Genomic DNA, 15,767 nt, shown 5'->3' with positions numbered 1-15,767 from the left:
CTCTATGTAGTCCAAAAATAAAATCTGTATCCCCTTCAATGGGGGGATATCTATGTTACCTGGCATCCGCCATCAGACAAGCAGAATTCGCAATGATAAGGGAAGAAATAAGAAATAAATCAGGCGAGGGAGCCTGGCAGGCTCCCTGAAAAGAATCAGCTGGCTTTTTTAACCTGCGGCAGGTCAAACGCTTTGCGCAGCGCCCGCACAAAGGCTTTGTCATGGCAAATGGTTTTGCCCGGGCTGTCGGAGAGTTTCGCCACCGGCTTGCCGTTACATTCCACCAGTTTAATGACGATATTCAGCGGTTTTACCTGAGGAATATCGCAGGTCAAACGGGTGCCGATGCCAAAGCCCAGATTAATGCGTGAGGAGAAGTGCCGGTACAGAGCTACCGCTTTTGGCAGGTCGAGATTATCGGAGAAGACCAGCACTTTGCTCATCGGGTCGATGCCCAGTTTCTGATAGTGGGCGATGGCTTTCTCACCCCACTCCTGCGGATCGCCGGAGTCGTGGCGCAGCCCCTGATAGGCGGTGGCGAACTCCGGGCCGAAATCGCGCAGGAAGGCATCCATCGTGATGCAGTCGGTTAAGGCGATACCGAGCTGGTCCGGGTATTCGTCAAGCCAGGCCGCCAGCGCCGCACGTTGGCTGGTCGCCAGTTCCGGGCTGATCTGCTGATGCGCCTGGAACCACTCGTGCGCCTGGGTACCCATCGGGGTCAGGTTCAGACGGCGGGCCAGATCGTAATTGCTGGTGCCGACAAACCACGGCTCCTGCTGCAGACGCTCGACGATGGCCTGCTGCACCTCGCGGGAGAAACGGCGGCGGGTGCCGAAATCCATCAGGCGGAAACGCGACATATCCAGCGAGTCGGTCAGTTGGGCAAAATCAACCAGCTTGTGTTCCAGCTCAGCCAACGCCTGCTCAACGCCAGCCTCCGGGGAACGGTAGCGGTGTACCAGCTCGCTGATCACTGCCAGCAGCGGCACTTCCCACATGATCACTTCCCGCCACGGGCCTTCAAGGCGAATATGCAGCTTGCCGTTATCATTGCTGATCTGCACCTGGGTCGGGTCGTAGCGGAAATTTTGCAGCCACTGCAGGTAGTCTTCTTTAAAGAAGGGCAGGCCGGAAAGCCACTGGAATTCTTCGTCCCGCAGACGGAGATGCTGCATAGCGTCGACTTGCTCACGAATGGCATCAGCATAGATCCCAAGCAAATCATCACCCCGGCAGCGGAACTCAGCCGCCACCTGTACGTCGTGGTAGCGGTGAAAAACGGCTTGCTGCATGTGCAGTTTATACGCGTCGGTATCCAGCAGCGTATGCAGAACAGGTGAAGCGAATCGAGTCATAGGCGCGCAATAGCATCCTCTCACGGGAGCGTTTAGTACAATAAACAACTATTGAAACCGCTGGAGTATACCCTGTTTAGCGATTTATTGAACCCCGATCACACCATAAGCCTAAACCCGGGTCGAGTGCATTTCGTGCCGCATGTTATATAAATGTAGCAAATAGAGTGTTTGTGACTGAAAAGATGAACATTCTGCATAGCGCGTTTTCCACAACAGGAATAGACTGACTCGTTATTCGACAAACGATGCAAAAGGTTTTCTATGACACAACAGCCTCAAGCCAAATACCGCCACGACTACCGTGCGCCGGATTACCTGATTAGCGATATCGATCTGACTTTTGACCTGGATGCCACAAAAACCGTTGTCACGGCGGTAAGCCAGGTGACACGCCATAACGCCACGGCGGTGCCGCTGCGTCTTGATGGCGAAGATCTGACCTTAGTGTCGGTGCACGTCAACGACACCGCATGGACTGACTATAAAGAAGAAAACAACCAGCTGGTGCTCGACAACCTGCCGGAGCGTTTTACCTTACGCATCGTCAATGAAATCAGCCCGGCATCCAATACCGCGCTGGAGGGGTTATACCAGTCGGGTGTCGCCCTCTGTACCCAGTGTGAAGCTGAAGGTTTCCGTCACATTACCTGGTATCTCGACCGTCCGGATGTGCTGGCCCGCTTCACCACCAAAATCATTGCTGATAAAGCCACCTATCCCTTCCTGCTCTCCAACGGCAACCGCGTCGGCGAGGGGGATCTGGAAAACGGTCGTCACTGGGTGCAGTGGCAGGATCCGTTCCCGAAACCTTGCTACCTGTTTGCGCTGGTGGCGGGCGATTTTGACGTCCTGCGCGACACCTTCACTACCCGTTACGGCCGTGAAGTGGCGCTGGAGCTGTTTGTCGATCGCGGCAACCTCGATCGTGCCCCGTGGGCGATGACCTCGCTGATTAACTCCATGAAGTGGGACGAAGAGCGTTTCGGCCTCGAGTATGACCTCGACATCTATATGATTGTCGCCGTCGACTTCTTTAATATGGGCGCGATGGAGAACAAAGGTCTTAACGTCTTTAACTCCAAATACGTGCTGGCGCGTACCGATACCGCCACCGATAAAGACTACCTCGATATCGAGCGCGTCATCGGTCACGAATATTTCCATAACTGGACCGGCAACCGCGTTACCTGCCGCGACTGGTTCCAGCTGAGCCTGAAAGAGGGCTTAACCGTCTTCCGCGATCAGGAGTTCAGCTCCGATCTGGGCTCACGCGCGGTTAACCGCATTAACAACGTGCGCACCATGCGCGGCCTGCAGTTTGCCGAAGATGCCAGCCCAATGGCGCACCCGATCCGTCCGGACAAAGTGATTGAGATGAACAACTTCTACACCCTGACGGTGTACGAGAAGGGTTCCGAAATCATCCGCATGATCCACACCCTGCTGGGGGAAGTGAATTTCCAGAAAGGGATGCAGCTCTATTTCGAGCGTCATGACGGCAGCGCCGCCACCTGCGACGATTTCGTGCAGGCGATGGAAGATGCCTCTAACGTCGATCTGTCCCACTTCCGCCGCTGGTACAGCCAGGCCGGTACGCCGATTGTGACCGTCAAAGACGACTACAACCCGGAAACCGAGCAGTACATCCTGACCATCAGCCAGCGCACGCCGCCGACGGCCGAGCAGGAAGAGAAGCACCCGCTGCATATTCCGTTCGCCATTGAGCTGTACGATAACGAAGGCAAGGTGATCCCGCTGCAGAAAGGCGGTCACCCGGTGCATAACGTGCTGAACGTGACCCAGGCCGAGCAGACCTTTGTCTTTGATAACGTCTACTTCCAGCCGGTGCCTGCGCTGCTGTGTGAATTCTCCGCGCCGGTTAAGCTGGAGTACAAGTGGAGCGATCAGCAGCTGACCTTCCTGATGCGCCACGCGCGTAACGACTTCTCGCGCTGGGATGCTGCCCAGAGCCTGCTGGCAACCTACATCAAGCTGAACGTTAACCGTCATCAGCAGGGCCAGCCGCTCTCTCTGCCGGTCCATGTTGCGGATGCCTTACGCGCCATTCTGCTGGATGAGAAGATCGACCCGGCGCTGGCGGCTGAAATTCTGACTCTGCCGTCCGCGACGGAGATCGCCGAGCTGTTCGACATTATCGACCCGATTGCCATCGTGGCAGTGCGTGAAGCCCTGACCCGTACCCTGGCAACCGAGCTGGCGGATGAGTTCCTCGCCATCTACAACCACAACAAGCTGGATGCGTACCGCGTTGAGCATGCCGATATCGGCAAGCGTGCGCTGCGTAACACCTGCCTGCGCTACCTGGCGTTTGGCGAGACGGCGCTCGCCAACGAGCTGGTCAGCCAGCAGTATCACACGGCTGACAACATGACTGACGCCCTGGCCGCGCTGGCCGCAAGCGTCGCCGCGGAGCTGCCATGCCGTGATGCGCTGATGCAGGAGTATGACGACAAATGGCATCAGGATGGTCTGGTGATGGACAAGTGGTTCATTCTGCAGGCCACCAGCCCGGCCGCTGACGTGGTGAATAAGGTGCGCAGCCTGCTCAACCACCGCTCATTCACCCTGAGCAACCCGAACCGCGTCCGTTCCCTGATTGGTGCCTTCGCCAGCAGCAACCCGGCCGCCTTCCATGCGGAAGATGGCAGCGGCTACCAGTTTATGGTGGAGATGCTGACCGAACTCAACAGCCGTAACCCGCAGGTGGCGTCACGTCTGATTGAGCCGCTGATCCGTCTGAAGCGCTATGATGCCCAGCGTCAGGCGAAGATGCGTGCCGCGCTGGAGCAGCTGAAAGGGCTGGAGAATCTGTCCGGGGATCTGTACGAGAAGATCAGCAAGGCGCTGGCCTGATTGTAAATGCCGGGTGGCAGCTTCGCCTTACCCGGCCTACAAAACGTAACCGTAGGCCGGGCAAGCGTAAGCGCCGCCCGGCTTTTTTATCCGTGCTTTCTGGCGTGCACCTCACTGGCCCCACGCTTCATCACCCGATCCAACACCTCTGCTTCCAGCTCCGCCAGCCGCGCCGAACCCACCCGGCGAGGACGGGGAATGTCCACCGTCAGATCCAGCCCAATCTTGCCATCCTCGATCAGCAGCACCCGGTCGGCCATGGCTACGGCTTCGCTCACATCGTGGGTCACCAGCAGGACCGTAAAGCCGTGCTCCTGCCATAACGAGACGATCAGATCCTGCATCTCGATTCGCGTCAGCGCATCCAGCGCCCCCAGCGGCTCATCCAGCAGCAACAGCCCCGGGCGATGGATCAACGCCCTGGCCAGCGCCACGCGCTGTTTTTGGCCACCGGAAAGGGCGGCAGGCCACTCACCCGCGCGATTGTCCAGCCCGACGGCGGCCAGCGCCTGTAGCGCCTGCGCTTTCCAGTTGCCTTTCAGCCCCAGCCCGACGTTATCAATCACCGTTTTCCACGGCAGCAGACGTGCGTCCTGGAACATCATCCGGGTATCGTCCTGGATCTCCGCCAGCGGGGTATTTCCGGCCAGCAGCTCACCGCCGTTCGGCTGCTCCAGTCCGGCCAGCAGACGCAGCAGGGTGCTTTTACCGCCGCCGCTGCGCCCCACCACCGCCACGAATTGCCCGGCGGGAATGTGCAGTTCCAGTTCGTTGAGAATGGTGTTTTCGCCGTAGCGTTTGGTGACACCGTTGAGCAGCAGCGGTGTGCCCTGATTTAAGCGAGCCGTATTCATGCGTGTGCCTCCTTTATCGCGTAGGCCGGATTCCAGCGCAGCCAGCGGCGTTCAAGCCACTGGGCGCTGACATCTGCCAGTTTGCCGAGCAGGGCGTAGAGAACGATGGCAACCACCACCACGTCGGTTTGCAGGAATTCGCGGGCGTTCATCGCCAGGTAGCCGATCCCGGAGTTGGCGGAGATGGTTTCCGCCACGATCAGCGTCAGCCACATCAGGCCGAGGGCGAAACGCACGCCGACCATGATCGAGGGCAGGGCACCCGGCAGGATGACATGGATGAACAGGGCGAAGCCGGACAAACCGTAGCTGCGCGCCATCTCCACCAGCCCGCGGTCGATATTACGAATGCCATGCCAGGTATTGATATAGATCGGGAACAGGGTGCCGAGGGCGACGAGAAAAATCTTCGCCGACTCGTCGATACCAAACCACAGGATCACCAGCGGGATCAGGGCCAGGTGCGGCACGTTGCGCAGCATCTGGATGGAGGTGTCCAGCAGACGCTCGCCCCAACGGGACAGGCCGCTAATCAGGCCCAGCGTCAGGCCAATCGATCCGCCGATGGAAAAACCAATCACCGCGCGCCAGGAGCTGATCGCCAGATGCTGCCACAGCTCACCGCTGGCGCTCAGGGACCAGAACGCCTCCACAACGCCCTCCGGGGAGGGCAGAATGCGGTTCGACAGCCAACCCACAGAGGATGCCAGCTGCCAGATAAGGACGATACCCACAGGGAGCAGCCAGGGCGCAATTCTCAGCAGCCATTTTCGGGAGGGGTTAGCCATAGGATCTCCTTAGCTCTGGGCGACTTTGCGCGGAATAAATTCGTTAGCGACCGCTTCACCCTGCTGCAACAGGGGCTGCGGCTGCGGGATCTGCGGAATGGAGACATCCAGATGCGGGAACAGCAGTTCGCCCACCTTGTACGCCTCTTCCAGATGCGGATAGCCGGACAGAATAAAGCTGTCGATACCGAGGTCAGCGTATTCATTGATACGCGCCGCCACGGTGGGGCCATCACCCACTAACGCCGTACCCGCGCCGCCGCGCACCAGCCCCACGCCGGCCCACAGGTTCGGGCTGATCTCCAGGTGCTCTCGCTTGCCGTTGTGCAGGGAGGCCATCCGGTGCTGCCCCACCGAGTCGGTACGGGCAAAGGCGGCCTGGGCTTTAGCAATGGTGTCATCATCCAGATGGGCGATCAGGCGATCGGCGGCCTGCCATGCCTCTTCAGTGGTTTCGCGCACTATCACGTGCAAACGGATCCCGAAGCGCACTTTACGACCATGGGCCGCGGCTTTGGCGCGCACCTGCTCGATCTTCTCTTTAACCAGTTCCGGCGGCTCGCCCCAGGTGAGGTAGAGGTCTACCTGCTCGGCGGCCAGATCCTGCGCGACGTCGGAAGAACCGCCAAAATAGAGCGGCGGACGCGGCTGCTGGATCGGCGGGAAGAAGAGTTTGGCATCACGAACATGAATATGTTTACCCTCGAAGGTGATGTTTTCCCCCTCCAGCAGGCGACGCCAGACGTGGGTGAACTCAGAGGAGGCTTCGTAACGCTCGGTGTGATCGAGGAAGACGCCATCGCCTGCCAGCTCCTGCGGATCGCTGCCTGTCACCAGGTTAAACAGGGCGCGTCCGTTCGACAGGCGGTCGAGGGTTGCGGCCTGGCGGGCGGCTACCGTCGGTGACGTCACGCTCGGGCGCAGGGCCACCAGGAACTTCAGGCGCTGGGTCACCGGGATCATCGACGCCGCCACCAGCCATGCATCTTCACAGGATCGTCCGGTCGGGATCAGTACCCCGGTAAAGCCAATCCGGTCTGCGGCCTGGGCAATCTGCTGGAGATAAGCATGATCCACCGGGCGCGCGCCCTCGTCGGTGCCCAGATAGTGCCCGTCACCGTGGGTAGGTAAAAACCAGAACAGATTCAGACTCATGATTTAGCTCCTTTTTGCGCAGTGGGTTGCCAGATACGGTCGCGAATATCGATTTTTTTCGGCACCAGGCGGTTGTCATAGAAGAGGTCAGCGGTTTGCTGCTGTAACACGGCGGTTTTGGCATCCACCGGTTTGATGACGGTTGGCGGGCGGTGGTCCAGGTAGCTGGCAATGACCGGCTCCGGGAGACCCATCGTTTTGGCTAACAGGGCGATACTGGCCTGACGCTGGCTCTGGGTGAGCGCATCCGCTTCGCTAAAGGTATTCAGCACGCCCTGCACAAATTCACCGTTTTTCTCTGCATAAGGGCGAGCGGCCAGATAGAAGGAGCCGGTCTGTTTCAGGGTTTCGCCATCCTTCAGCACCTTCACGCCACCCTGCAGCAGGGCCGCGGAGTAGTAAGGATCCCAGATTGCCCAGGCATCGACGTTGTGTTGCTGGAAGGCGGCGCGGGCATCTGCCGGTGAAAGATAAATCGGCTGAATATCTTTAAAGGTCAGACCCGCCTGCTGCAGGGCACGCAACAGCAGATTGTGCGAGCTGGAACCCTTCTGGAACGCCACTTTGTGGCCTTTGAGATCCGCCACGGTTTTAATCGGGCTGTTTTCAGGCACCAGGATCACTTCGGCTTTCGGTTTTGGCGGCTCAACGCCGACATAGACCAGATCCGCCCCGGCGGCCTGGGCAAAGATTGGCGGGATATCGCCGGTGCTGCCGAGATCGATACTCCCGACGTTCAGCGCCTCCAGCATCTGCGGGCCTGCCGGGAACTCCACCCAGGAGAATTTGGTGTCCGGGTAGCGTTTTTCCAGCAGCTGATGGCTTTTCGCCAGCACCATGCTGACGCTGCCTTTCTGGTAACCAATACGCAGGCTCTCGGGCGCGGGCTCGGCAGCCTGCGCCAGGCCGGAGAGAGCAATCAGGCCCGCCAGGCTCAGACGTGCAAGGGATTTAAACATGGGCAACTCCTTTGTGCAGACCAAACGCGGGAACCTGGACGTCACGGCGGTGCAGCGCCTGCCAGAAGGTCTCCAGGGCGCTGTCGAGACGGGTTTGCAGATTCGGGGTAAAGTGGGGCTTGTGCTGGTAGTCGATCACCTGAGAGTCGTCGGCAAACACGCCGTGCAGGATCTCCTGTGCCTTCAGAGCGTTGAGCACCGGCTTCAGGGCATAATCCACCGCCAGCAGATGGGCCACGGTGCCGCCGGTGGCCAGCGGCAGAACGATTTTCCCCTCCAGCGCGCGCTCCGGCAGCAGATCGAGCAGGGTTTTCAGGGCACCGGAAAAGGAGGCTTTATAGACCGGAGTGGCGACGATCAGCCCGTCAGCATCCTTAAGTTGCTCATTCAGGGTTTTCAGCGCCGGGCTGTCGAAGCGGGCATAGAGAAGATCTTCCGGGGCGAAGTTATGCAGATTCCAGTGGAACACTTCCACATCCAGGGAAGTCAGTTGCTCCCTGGCGTACTCCAGCAGCGCGCTGGAGCGGGAAGGAAATCGCGGACTGCCGGCCAACGTTATGACGCGCATAGATGCTCCTTATAACCAATTGTTTGCTTTTATCTAACATTGATAACATTTGTTGGCAGTGTGGCATCGCTGACTTATTCCACTAAATGATTTATCCGCAAGATAAATGCCAAAAAATGAATAAAGGAGGGGTTAAAAGTAAACGATTGCGTGGCATGACGCTTTTTTTGCCGCAGGTCAATTCCCTTTCCCGCTGCGATCGAAGATAATACGCCCCCGGTTTGCACACCGGGAATCCAGGAGAGTTCATGTACTACCCCTTCGTTCGTAAAGCCCTTTTCCAGCTCGATCCTGAGCGCGCTCATGAATTAACGTTCCAGCAATTACGCCGTATTACCGGAACCCCACTCGAAGCGCTGGTGCGCCAGCGGGTGATGGAGAAGCCGGTTACCTGCATGGGATTAACCTTTAAAAACCCACTGGGTCTGGCGGCGGGGCTGGATAAAAACGGTGAGTGCATTGATGCACTGGGTGCGATGGGCTTCGGCTCAATCGAAATCGGCACCGTCACGCCGCGCCCGCAACCGGGTAACGACAAGCCGCGCCTGTTCCGCCTGGTCGAGGCCGAAGGGCTGATCAACCGCATGGGCTTTAATAACCTCGGCGTCGATCACCTGGTTGAGAACGTAAAAAAAGCCCATTTCGACGGGGTGCTGGGCATTAATATCGGCAAAAATAAAGATACGCCGGTTGAGCAGGGCAAAGATGACTATCTGATTTGTATGGAAAAAGTCTACGCCTACGCCGGGTATATCGCGGTGAATATCTCTTCCCCTAACACCCCGGGCCTGCGCACGCTGCAATACGGTGAAGCGCTCGACGATTTATTACTCGCCATCAAGAATAAACAAAATGAACTCCAGGCGACGCACCATAAATATGTCCCGGTGGCCGTTAAAATCGCCCCGGATTTGACCGAAGAAGAGCTGGCGCAGGTTGCCGACAGTCTGGTTCGCCATAATATTGATGGTGTTATTGCCACCAATACCACCCTCGATCGTTCCCTGGTTCAGGGGATGAAATATTGCGACGAAATGGGTGGCCTGAGCGGGCGTCCGGTGCAGTTAAAAAGTACCGAAATTATTCGTCGTCTGTCGCAGGAATTAATGGGTCGCCTGCCGATTATTGGCGTGGGGGGGATTGATTCGGTGATAGCCGCGCGCGAGAAAATGGCGGCTGGCGCTTCGCTGGTGCAGATATATTCCGGCTTTATTTTTAAAGGCCCGCCGCTGATTAAAGAAATCGTTAATCATATCTAATCTTTAAGCATCACTAACAACCAGGGCTTTATTTCCAGCTCTGGTTGTTTTATATTCCCGGACTGTTGCTTTATTAGACATTGTAGTCTTTGATTATTGAAGTTAAAAAAGCGAAGCGGCAATAAGGACTTTCTTAAGACAGGACGTTTCGGGAACGGGAGAGACAGATGCGAATTAAACCTGACGATAACTGGCGCTGGTATTTCTGTGACGAGCACGATCGTATGATGCTCGATCTTGCCAATGGTATGTTGTTTCGTTCTCGTTTTGCCCGTCGGATGTTAACCCCGGACGCCTTTGCCGATACCGGTTTTTGCGTCGATGACGCCGCACTCTATTTTTACTTTGAAGAGAAGTGCCGTGACCTCGAGCTGTCGAAAGAGCAACGCGCCGAACTGGTGCTCAATGCGCTGGTGGCGATCCGCTTCCTTAAACCTCAGATGCCAAAAAGCTGGCACTTCCTCGCTCACGGTGAGCGCTGGTCGCCGACCCTTGGCGATGCCGCCTGCGTCAGCCTGAGCGAAAATGCCGAGCAGGTGAATTTGCTGGTGGTGGAGCCGGGCGACAACGCCGCCCTCTGTTTGCTGGCGCAGCCAGCGGTGACCATTGCCGGGCGCACTATGCAACTGGGCGACCCGATTAAAGTGATGAACGACCGACTGAAACCCCAGCCGGTCAGCTTCAGTCTCGAGCAGGCCGTTTAAGCTTCCAGCTGGAGGGAGGTTTTCGGTACACAGCTGCAGCACAAAATGGTGCCGTCGTCGCCGATGGCCGATTTCTTCAGCGCACTCACTTCGCCTTCGACCAGCGTGATGCGACAGCATCCGCAGATCCCCGCACGACAGGAATAGGGCACGCGAATACCGGCCTGTTCCAGCTGCTCCAGTAACACCTGCTGATTGTTACCGCGTATCGTCTGACCCTGCCACTGGATGGTTACCGCCGTTGCGGGCTGCGTCTCCACCTCGGTAGCCTCTTCTTCAGCGCCTGCGCCGTAGAGCCGGGCGGGTCCGGTTGAGAGGATCTCCACCTCATCGCCCACGCGGATCACGCCGCTGGAGCGCGGGATCAGGTTCTGACCGAAATCCACATCGCCGTTATCCTGGGCGGTGCGGAAGGATTGCAGGGTCTTCAGCGGCTCACCGGCCGGGTGCTTCTGCCCCTTTTCCGGGCTGACGGTGGTAAAGATGCAGCGGCTGCAGGGTTTCACCACGTCAAAGATGACGTCGCCGATGCGGATCACTTTCCAGGTGTCCTCTTCCCAGGCCGTTGCGCCGGTGACCACCATATTCGGGCGGAACTGTTCCATCTGTACGCTGGCCGGGCAGCGCTTTTGCAGATCGCGCAGCGAGGCGTCGTTGGTGAGCAGGAACGGGAAGCCATCGGCAAACGACAGCGGCACCGCGGCATAATTTTTGACGCGGCGCGTCATTTCAGGCCCGACCCAGCGGAGCTGTACCGGGCGGGAGAAGAACTCGCTCAGCCAGCGGTTGATCGCCTCCGGGGCGATACGTGCGGTAAAGTGGTTGCCCCACACTTCAGTAGGGGCATCCGCTGGCGCAAAATCGCTGAAGCGAACGATACTACTGGAACCGTCCGGCGCCGTGAGATGCAGGCCATCCTGAACCGGGGCCGGGGTGAAGCGAACCATCTGCGGGAACTGGCGTGCGGTAATGAACGTGCCATCCGCTTCGGTGACCATAAAAATGCGATCGTAGGCAAAACCGCTGACGTCTGCGAAGGCATGCGTGAGCCCAATACCACGCATGGATTTGACCGGATGAATGAAAAGCCTGGATAACGTTGCCACGGCACCGTCCCCTCAAATGAAAATAAGCCCTCAACTTTATGACATAGAGCCCAGATTGGCTATAATGCGCAGCAATTTTCTTAGAGTAAAAGTGACGATATGAATTCTCTGTTTGCCAGTACGGCCCGTGGGCTGGAAGAGCTGTTAAAAACTGAACTGGAAAGCCTGGGCGCGCAAGAGTGCCAGGTGGTTCAGGGTGGTGTCCATTTTCAGGGCGACACGCGGCTTATTTACCAGAGCCTGATGTGGAGTCGCCTGGCGTCACGCATCATGTTGCCGATGAGAGAGTGTAAGGTTTACAGCGATCTCGATCTCTATCTGGGCGTGCAGACTATCGACTGGACAGAAATTTTTGCCCCGGGCGCCACTTTTGCCGTGCACTTCAGCGGCCTGAACGACGAGATCCGCAACAGCCAGTACGGCGCGTTGAAGGTGAAAGATGCCATCGTCGACAGCTTTACCCGTAAAAATCTTGAGCGTCCGAACGTCGATCGTGAAAATCCGGATCTGCGTATCAACGTGCGTCTGAATAAAGAGATCGCCAGTATCGCGCTGGATCTCTGTGGCGAAGGCCTGCACCAGCGCGGCTACCGCGACCGGGCGGGTATCGCGCCAATCAAAGAGAACCTGGCGGCGGCCATTGTGATGCGTTCCGGCTGGCAGCCGGGTACGCCGCTGCTCGATCCGATGTGCGGTTCCGGTACGCTGCTGATTGAAGCGGCCATGCTGGCAACCGACCGCGCACCGGGCCTGCACCGCGGTCAGTGGGGCTTTAAGGGCTGGGCGCAGCACGACGAAGCCACCTGGCAGGACGTCAAAGCCGAAGCCCAGACCCGCGCCCGCGCAGGTCTGGCGGCCTATGAATCCCGTTTCTACGGCTCCGACAGCGACAGCCGCGTGATTGAACGCGCACGCAGCAACGCCCGTCGCGCCGGGATTGGTGATCTGGTCTCCTTCGAGGTGAAGGATGTCTCTCAGCTCACCAATCCGCTGCCGAAAGGCCCGTACGGGACGGTGATCAGCAACCCGCCGTACGGCGAACGTCTGGACAGCGAACCAGCGCTGATTGCCCTGCATAGCCTGCTGGGTCGCACCATGAAGGATCTGTTTGGCGGCTGGAACCTCTCCCTGTTCAGCGCCTCGCCGGAGCTGCTGAGCTGCCTGCAGCTGCGCGCCGAGCGTCAGTTCAAAGCCAAAAACGGCCCGCTGGACTGCGTGCAGAAGAACTACCATCTGGCCGAGAAAGAGGCTGACAGCAAGCCGGCCAGCATCGCGGAAGATTACGCCAACCGTCTGCGTAAGAACCTGAAGAAATTTGAAAAATGGGCTAAGCAGGAAGGCATTGAGTGCTATCGCCTGTATGACGCCGATCTGCCGGAGTACAACGTGGCGGTCGACCGCTACGGCGAGTGGGTGGTGGTGCAGGAGTACGCCCCGCCAAAAACCGTCGATCCGCAGAAAGCGCGTCAGCGTATGCTGGATATCATTGCCGCGACCATCAGCGTGCTCAACATCGCCCCGAACAAGCTGATCCTGAAAACGCGTGAGCGTCAGAAGGGTAAAAATCAGTACGAGAAGATGAACAGCAAGGGCGAGTTTATCGAAGTGGGCGAATATAATGCGCGCCTGTGGGTCAACCTGACCGATTATCTCGATACCGGTCTGTTCCTCGACCACCGTATCGCCCGCCGCATGCTGGGCCAGATGAGCAAAGGGAAGGACTTCCTGAACCTCTTCTCCTATACCGGCAGCGCCAGCGTGCATGCGGGTCTGGGCGGCGCACGCACCACCACCACCGTCGACATGTCCCGCACCTATCTGGAGTGGGCAGAGCGCAACCTGCGTCTCAACGGCCTGACCGGCCGGGCGCACCGTCTGCTGCAGGCCGACGTGCTGGGCTGGCTGCGCGAATCGGAAGAGCAGTTCGATCTGATCTTTATCGATCCGCCAACCTTCTCCAACTCCAAACGCATGGAAGAGTCTTTTGATGTTCAGCGCGACCACCTGGCGCTGATGAAGGCTCTCAAACGGATGCTGCGTAAGGGCGGCACCATCATGTTCTCGAACAACAAGCGCGGCTTCCGCATGGATCACGACGGGCTGGAACAACTGGGGCTGAAAGCACAAGAGATCAGTCAAAAAACCCTGTCCCAGGATTTTGCCCGTAACCGTCAGATCCACAACTGCTGGCTGATTACCGCCGCCTGAAAGGAAAAGTAAATGTCATTAATTAGTATGCACGGCGCGTGGCTGTCATTCAGCGACGCACCGCTTCTCGATAACGCAGAACTGCATATCGAAGATAACGAACGTGTCTGTCTGGTAGGCCGTAACGGCGCCGGTAAATCGACCCTGATGAAGATCCTGAACCGCGAGCAGGGGCTGGATGACGGACGTATCGTTTACGAGCAGGACCTGGTGGTGGCGCGTCTGCAACAGGATCCGCCGCGTAACGTGCAGGGCAGCGTCTATGATTTTGTGGCCGAGGGCATCGCCGAGCAGGCGGAGTACCTGAAGGGCTACCACGAGATCTCGCACCTGGTGATGACCGACCCAAGCACCAAAAACCTCAACGAGATGGCGCGTCTGCAGGAGCTGCTGGATCACCACGGCCTGTGGCAGCTGGAAAATCGCATCAACGAAGTGCTGGCACAGTTAGGGCTGGAAGCGGACATGCCGCTGGCCTCCCTCTCCGGCGGCTGGCTGCGTAAAGCGGCGCTGGGCCGGGCACTGGTCAGCGGGCCAAAAGTGCTGCTGCTCGATGAACCGACTAACCACCTGGATATCGAAACTATCGACTGGCTGGAAGGGTTCCTGAAAACCTTCGGCGGCACCATCATCTTTATCTCGCACGACCGTTCGTTTATTCGCAACATGGCGACCCGCATTGTCGATCTTGACCGCGGCAAGCTGGTGACCTATCCGGGCGATTACGACACCTACCTGCTGGAAAAAGAGGAAAATCTTCGGGTAGAAGAGCTGCAAAACGCCGAGTTCGACCGCAAGCTGGCCCAGGAAGAGGTATGGATCCGTCAGGGCATTAAAGCCCGTCGTACCCGTAACGAAGGCCGCGTCCGCGCCCTGAAAGCGATGCGCCGTGAGCGCAGCGAACGCCGTGAGGTGATGGGCAGCGCGAAGATGCAGGTTGAAGAGGCGAGCCGCTCCGGAAAAATCGTCTTTGAGATGGAAAACGTTAACTATCAGGTTGACGGCAAAGTGCTGGTGAGAGACTTCTCCGCACAGGTACAGCGCGGGGACAAAATCGCGCTTATCGGCCCGAACGGCTGCGGCAAAACCACGCTACTGAAGCTGATGCTGGACCAGCTGAAGGCCGACAGCGGCCGCATCCACTGCGGAACCAAGCTGGAAGTAGCCTACTTCGACCAGCACCGTGCCGAACTGGACCCGGACAAAACGGTGATGGACAACCTTGCAGAAGGTAAGCAGGAGGTGATGGTGAACGGAAAACCGCGCCATGTGCTGGGCTATCTGCAGGACTTCCTGTTCCATCCAAAACGGGCCATGACCCCGGTTCGTGCGCTCTCCGGCGGGGAGCGTAATCGCCTGTTACTGGCGCGTTTGTTCCTGAAACCCAGCAACCTGCTGATCCTCGATGAACCGACAAACGATCTTGATGTTGAAACGCTGGAACTTCTTGAAGAACTGATTGATAGTTATCAGGGAACGGTGATGCTGGTCAGCCACGATCGTCAGTTCGTGGACAATACCGTGACCGAATGCTGGATCTTCGAAGGCCAGGGCCGTATCGGGCGCTATGTGGGCGGTTACCACGATGCCCGTGGGCAACAGGCGCAGTCCCTGGCGACAAAACAGCCAAAAGTGAAGAGTGAAGCGGAAGTTGCTGTAACCAAAGCAGAAAATGTCAAACGCGGCGGTAACAAGCTAAGCTATAACCTACAGCGCGAACTGGAAGGCTTGCCGCAGCGTCTGGAAGAGCTCGAAGCCAGTCTCGAAAGTTTGCAGGCTCAGGTGGCCGACGCGTCATTCTTTAGCCAGCCGCATGACCATACGCAAAAGGTCCTGGCCGATATGGCCCAGGCTGAGCAGGCGCTGGAAGAGGCATTTGAACGCTGGGAATATCTTGAGGCTCTGAAAAACGGCGCATAAGTTAAACATGG

Annotated in this window: 12 protein-coding genes; 5 read left to right on the top strand and 7 right to left on the bottom strand. The window is 58.0% G+C overall.

All coding sequences use genetic code 11. From position 1 onward, the window contains the following. Positions 1 to 155: 155 nt before the first annotated feature. The gene (pncB, locus tag WFO70_RS09065; protein ID WP_337015730.1) at positions 156 to 1,358 is read right to left on the bottom strand and encodes a nicotinate phosphoribosyltransferase; all 1,203 of its coding nucleotides are present in this window, start codon (positions 1,356 to 1,358) and stop codon (positions 156 to 158) included. Positions 1,359 to 1,622: 264 nt separating this feature from the next. Between pncB and pepN the strand changes: the two genes are divergently transcribed. After that, a complete protein-coding gene (gene pepN, locus WFO70_RS09060) occupies positions 1,623 to 4,235 on the top strand; it encodes an aminopeptidase N (protein WP_337015729.1) in 2,613 nt (870 codons plus the stop codon). A gap of 86 nt (positions 4,236 to 4,321) precedes the next feature. Here pepN and ssuB read toward each other — a convergent pair whose 3' ends face one another. From ssuB to ssuE, 5 genes are read right to left on the bottom strand one after another with little or no spacing between them, the layout of a single operon-like run. Continuing rightward, on the bottom strand, positions 4,322 to 5,089 hold the full coding sequence (ssuB, locus tag WFO70_RS09055) for an aliphatic sulfonates ABC transporter ATP-binding protein (RefSeq protein ID WP_337015728.1): 768 nt from the start codon (positions 5,087 to 5,089) through the stop codon (positions 4,322 to 4,324). After that, on the bottom strand, positions 5,086 to 5,877 hold the full coding sequence (ssuC, locus tag WFO70_RS09050) for an aliphatic sulfonate ABC transporter permease SsuC (protein WP_337015727.1): 792 nt from the start codon (positions 5,875 to 5,877) through the stop codon (positions 5,086 to 5,088). Before ssuC ends, ssuB begins: the two co-directional genes overlap by 4 nt. A 9-nt stretch (positions 5,878 to 5,886) precedes the next feature. Then, positions 5,887 to 7,032 carry an FMNH2-dependent alkanesulfonate monooxygenase gene (ssuD, locus tag WFO70_RS09045; RefSeq protein WP_337015726.1) on the bottom strand — a complete coding sequence of 382 codons (1,146 nt, stop codon included), beginning with the start codon at positions 7,030 to 7,032 and terminating at the stop codon, positions 5,887 to 5,889. After that, on the bottom strand, positions 7,029 to 7,991 hold the full coding sequence (locus tag WFO70_RS09040; protein WP_337015725.1) for a sulfonate ABC transporter substrate-binding protein: 963 nt from the start codon (positions 7,989 to 7,991) through the stop codon (positions 7,029 to 7,031). The genes ssuD and WFO70_RS09040 overlap by 4 nt, the downstream gene beginning before the upstream one ends. Continuing rightward, complete coding sequence (ssuE, locus tag WFO70_RS09035; RefSeq protein ID WP_337015724.1) at positions 7,984 to 8,559, bottom strand: NADPH-dependent FMN reductase; 576 nt, start codon at positions 8,557 to 8,559, stop codon at positions 7,984 to 7,986. Before ssuE ends, WFO70_RS09040 begins: the two co-directional genes overlap by 8 nt. Positions 8,560 to 8,807: 248 nt before the next feature. Here ssuE and pyrD point away from each other — a divergent pair, with 248 nt between their 5' ends. Beyond that, a complete protein-coding gene (pyrD, locus tag WFO70_RS09030) occupies positions 8,808 to 9,818 on the top strand; it encodes a quinone-dependent dihydroorotate dehydrogenase (RefSeq protein WP_337015722.1) in 1,011 nt (336 codons plus the stop codon). 167 nt (positions 9,819 to 9,985) lie between these two features. After that, positions 9,986 to 10,522 carry a cell division protein ZapC gene (gene zapC / locus WFO70_RS09025; RefSeq protein ID WP_337015720.1) on the top strand — a complete coding sequence of 179 codons (537 nt, stop codon included), beginning with the start codon at positions 9,986 to 9,988 and terminating at the stop codon, positions 10,520 to 10,522. Here zapC and WFO70_RS09020 read toward each other — a convergent pair. Further along, entirely contained in the window at positions 10,519 to 11,628 is a 1,110-nt protein-coding gene (locus WFO70_RS09020) for a YcbX family protein (protein WP_337015718.1), read from the bottom strand. The two genes, zapC and WFO70_RS09020, sit on opposite strands and share 4 nt — an antisense overlap. Before the next feature lie 99 nt (positions 11,629 to 11,727). Between WFO70_RS09020 and rlmKL the strand changes: the two genes are divergently transcribed. Beyond that, positions 11,728 to 13,836, top strand: a complete 2,109-nt coding sequence (gene rlmKL / locus WFO70_RS09015) for a bifunctional 23S rRNA (guanine(2069)-N(7))-methyltransferase RlmK/23S rRNA (guanine(2445)-N(2))-methyltransferase RlmL (protein WP_337015716.1) — start codon at positions 11,728 to 11,730, stop codon at positions 13,834 to 13,836. A gap of 12 nt (positions 13,837 to 13,848) precedes the next feature. Further along, positions 13,849 to 15,756 (top strand): ABC transporter ATP-binding protein, encoded by a 1,908-nt coding sequence (locus WFO70_RS09010; RefSeq protein ID WP_337015715.1) that lies wholly within the window; start codon positions 13,849 to 13,851, stop codon positions 15,754 to 15,756. Positions 15,757 to 15,767 lie beyond the last annotated feature (11 nt).

This window comes from Leclercia sp. AS011, from assembly GCF_037152535.1.
Classification (GTDB): domain Bacteria; phylum Pseudomonadota; class Gammaproteobacteria; order Enterobacterales; family Enterobacteriaceae; genus Enterobacter.
Note: the sequence above shows the minus strand (reverse complement) of the source record. Positions and strands in the feature narration are given on the sequence as shown.

Excerpts from the sequence above, each read along its gene's own strand:
- pncB (WP_337015730.1), bottom strand. The coding sequence starts at position 1,358 with ATGACTCGATTCGCTTCACCTGTTCTGCATACGCTGCTGGATACCGAC.
- pepN (WP_337015729.1), top strand. The coding sequence starts at position 1,623 with ATGACACAACAGCCTCAAGCCAAATACCGCCACGACTACCGTGCGCCG.
- ssuB (WP_337015728.1), bottom strand. The coding sequence starts at position 5,089 with ATGAATACGGCTCGCTTAAATCAGGGCACACCGCTGCTGCTCAACGGT.
- ssuC (WP_337015727.1), bottom strand. The coding sequence starts at position 5,877 with ATGGCTAACCCCTCCCGAAAATGGCTGCTGAGAATTGCGCCCTGGCTG.
- ssuD (WP_337015726.1), bottom strand. The coding sequence starts at position 7,032 with ATGAGTCTGAATCTGTTCTGGTTTTTACCTACCCACGGTGACGGGCAC.
- WFO70_RS09040 (WP_337015725.1), bottom strand. The coding sequence starts at position 7,991 with ATGTTTAAATCCCTTGCACGTCTGAGCCTGGCGGGCCTGATTGCTCTC.
- ssuE (WP_337015724.1), bottom strand. The coding sequence starts at position 8,559 with ATGCGCGTCATAACGTTGGCCGGCAGTCCGCGATTTCCTTCCCGCTCC.
- pyrD (WP_337015722.1), top strand. The coding sequence starts at position 8,808 with ATGTACTACCCCTTCGTTCGTAAAGCCCTTTTCCAGCTCGATCCTGAG.
- zapC (WP_337015720.1), top strand. The coding sequence starts at position 9,986 with ATGCGAATTAAACCTGACGATAACTGGCGCTGGTATTTCTGTGACGAG.
- rlmKL (WP_337015716.1), top strand. The coding sequence starts at position 11,728 with ATGAATTCTCTGTTTGCCAGTACGGCCCGTGGGCTGGAAGAGCTGTTA.
- WFO70_RS09010 (WP_337015715.1), top strand. The coding sequence starts at position 13,849 with ATGTCATTAATTAGTATGCACGGCGCGTGGCTGTCATTCAGCGACGCA.